Here is a 2860-nt window from a genome sequence, read left to right as displayed (position 1 = left end):
ACTCCGGACCGGGCGCGGCTGCCAACCGGGCGAAGCGGGCCGCACAACTGCCGATGCGCCGGTTCGCCGAACCCGACGAAGTCGCCCGCGCCATCCTCTTCCTCGCCGATCCCGACAACCGCTACATCACAGGCGTTTCCCTCGATGTGGCAGGCGGAGCACACCTGGGAATCGGAACCTGAAACCAACCGGCACGGGGCTTCTCACATGCCGTCGCCCAGCGCTGCTATGCCTATGCCCCCAACCCATCCAATATCAACGCTTCAAGGCTGGTCTCATCTCCTGGAAAGTAATTCAACAATCGGAGACGAGTAGGAAGGCCTTGACCCAAGGAGACACTTAATGCGACATCATCACACTGCCCTGCACGTAACGGATATGGAGCGCAGCGCGCGATTCTACGTGGATGGCCTTGGACTGACCCGCTTGGATGCGTGGACGTCGGGACCATACATCGGCGAACTTTACGGCCGTCCCAACGTAAAGGTCAAAGCCATGCTTCTCGCTACCGGTGACGGAGCCTTCCGGCTGGAACTTGCCCATGCCGAGCCTCTACTGCCCGCAGTCGACCCATCAGAGGCGCAGCCGGGCACAGCACACCTTGCCTTCACAGACATCGACGTACGGCAGGTTTACGCCAAGATGACAGCTCTTGGTTACGAGGCGGTATCCGAACCCGTTGCCCCGGCCTCGGGCCCCATTGCAGGCGGGTGGCTGGTCTACCTCCTCGATCCAGACGGAAATCGGGTGGAGCTCATTCAGGCGCCCGACTGGCAGGGAAGCGACAAGTCTTGAGCCATCGGGATCCAGAAGAACATGCCCGGAATCCTCGGACGCCAGGTGAGGATATCGGGCCGTAGACGATACGCAAGAAAACAGGGGCTACTTGACGGTTCAGACGAAAAGCCGCCGTCACGCATCAAACCTCTAGGCGCCCGCTCATGGTGCCGGTCCAAACCTTTGAAGGGAACCTCGTGAGTCCAGCAGCCCGATCCATGATTCCCGAGCAGAGGCACCAAGAAATCCTCCGCCTCCTGCGGCAGGAGGGCATTCTGAGTGTCCGCGGCCTCACGGCCTATATGAATGTCTCTCACATGACGGTCCGTCGTGACATCACTGCCCTAGAGTCCACTGGCCAAGTGAGCTCAGTCCGCGGTGGTGTTCGGCTCACAAAGCAGCACGGCCAGGAACCTGCAGGGGAACCCAAACTTCGGGCCCAACCCGGAGCCCCGCGCGAAAAGGCGATTGCCAAGCTCGCAGCCCAATCAATCAAGGATGACATGGTTGTCTTCCTCGACGCCGGCACCGCGTGTCGATCACTCGTGCCCTTCCTCGCCGCGCGCCGGCACCTTACCGTAGTAACCAACGACTTCTACATCGTCACAAGCTTGTTCGCCTACCCGAACATAGAAACCATCCACACTGGCGGAGTAGTGGACCCAGCGAGCGCTTCCGGTCAGGGGCCCCAGGCGACCGAAATGCTCAAGTTCGTCAACATTGATTTGTCCTTCCTCAGCAGCCGGACGTGGAACATTTCCAGGGGCCTCATGGCACCTTCCATGGACGAATTCGAGGTAAAACGGGCAGCCCTCAAAGCGTCGTCCTCGAGGTTCCTACTCGCGGACAGCACCACGTTCGGCACCGTCTCCCTTTTCAACGTTGCACCTTTGCAAATCCTCGACACTGTCGTAACTGACGATCAACTACCACTAGACGTGCAAAACAATATCCGACAACTCGGGGTTACCGTCCGCTTGGCTACTTTCGGCGAAGGAGGCCCAAGTCCACTCGCGTACGCAACCGAAAGGGGGGCCCGGTGGTAACGCGCGATCCTGAGCGGCAGGCGTCACAGGCAACGGCGGTGCCGGTATCAGTCATGTTGTCCGAGCGCCCGGTTGGCGGGGGAAGATAAGCAGCGTGCTCGTGGCGGTGGCGAGGAGTTCACCGCTGGCGGTGCTGAGGCGCCCTTCGGTGAATATCACCCGCGGGCCGGATTTTACGACTGACCCCTCCGCACGAAGTTCACCCTTGTTGAGCGTGATTGGTCGCAGGTACTTGACCGCCAGATCGATAGAGGTGTAGCCGATCCCGACTTCCAAGGTACTGTGTGCTGCGCAGCCGAGCACCGTGTCGAGGAGCGTGCAGGCCAGGCCGCCGTGCACCATTCCGAGGGGGTTGTAGTGCGCTTCTCCCGGCCAGCACTGGAACTCGACGTGTCCGTACCTCGCATCGACGAGATCGAAATTCATGAGGGAAGCGATCGGCGGCGGCGCAATGCTGCCGTCGCGGAGGCCGGAAAAGTAGTCCAGACCCGACAGCCGTGGCAGCTGTTCGAGCGCGATTGCCGGATCAATCCAGGTGAAGGTTTCCGACCGTTCCGCTGGGTTGTTGGTTGACATGAGGTTTCCTCCTAATTTTTGGTGAGCCCGTAATCGCCTCGCTCGAGCCCATGGAACAACCACCGCGCGACTTCCCAGGGGAGGCCTTGGGGCATCTCAGCCCTTAGCCCAGAACCCGACGGCGGCCGAACGGGTACGTGCGTGTACACCGGCGAGGCTCGTGAGGGCGCAAAGGCCCGCTCACCGCCTACGGATGCGTTAGATCCGCTTCTGGGATTTCCGGGTTCGGCTGTGACTCGGCAGACTTGGTGCGGTTTACGCGGGCCACCGAGCGGAGCAACACCAGGCCGAAGCCCGCTGCCGCCCAAAGCGCGAGGACGCCAAGCGATGACCATGCGGCCGTTCCGTTGAAGTAGCCGTAGTCATTGACGGCGCGGACCGCTGCGCCGGGGGGGAAGAATCGCTGAGACCGCTTGCCCCCACGAGGCAGGATGTCGTAGCCGATGGTCGCTCCGCTGACG

4 protein-coding genes and 1 pseudogene are annotated in these 2860 nt (G+C 61.4%); 3 read left to right on the top strand and 2 right to left on the bottom strand.

Going from position 1 to position 2860, the window contains the following annotated elements:
• The 3 genes from AHiyo1_RS14550 to AHiyo1_RS14540 all read left to right on the top strand — a co-directional run.
• Positions 1-182 (top strand): SDR family oxidoreductase (locus AHiyo1_RS14550; protein ID WP_113990671.1); only part of this gene is annotated, 182 nt, incomplete at its 5' end.
• Positions 183-342: 160 nt separating this feature from the next.
• The gene (locus tag AHiyo1_RS14545) at positions 343-795 is read left to right on the top strand and encodes a VOC family protein (RefSeq protein ID WP_059389046.1); all 453 of its coding nucleotides are present in this window, start codon (positions 343-345) and stop codon (positions 793-795) included.
• A gap of 179 nt (positions 796-974) precedes the next feature.
• Positions 975-1823 carry a DeoR/GlpR family DNA-binding transcription regulator gene (locus AHiyo1_RS14540; RefSeq protein WP_253257364.1) on the top strand — a complete coding sequence of 283 codons (849 nt, stop codon included), beginning with the start codon at positions 975-977 and terminating at the stop codon, positions 1821-1823.
• A gap of 51 nt (positions 1824-1874) precedes the next feature.
• Here the strand turns inward: AHiyo1_RS14540 and AHiyo1_RS14535 are convergent, their stop codons facing one another.
• Entirely contained in the window at positions 1875-2399 is a 525-nt protein-coding gene (locus AHiyo1_RS14535) for a PaaI family thioesterase (RefSeq protein WP_059389045.1), read from the bottom strand.
• 187 nt (positions 2400-2586) lie between these two features.
• Positions 2587-2860 (bottom strand): annotated as a pseudogene (locus AHiyo1_RS24815) (hypothetical protein); the annotation flags it as partial.

Source organism: Arthrobacter sp. Hiyo1 (assembly GCF_001263615.2).
Classification (GTDB): domain Bacteria; phylum Actinomycetota; class Actinomycetes; order Actinomycetales; family Micrococcaceae; genus Arthrobacter.
Note: the sequence above shows the minus strand (reverse complement) of the source record. Positions and strands in the feature narration are given on the sequence as shown.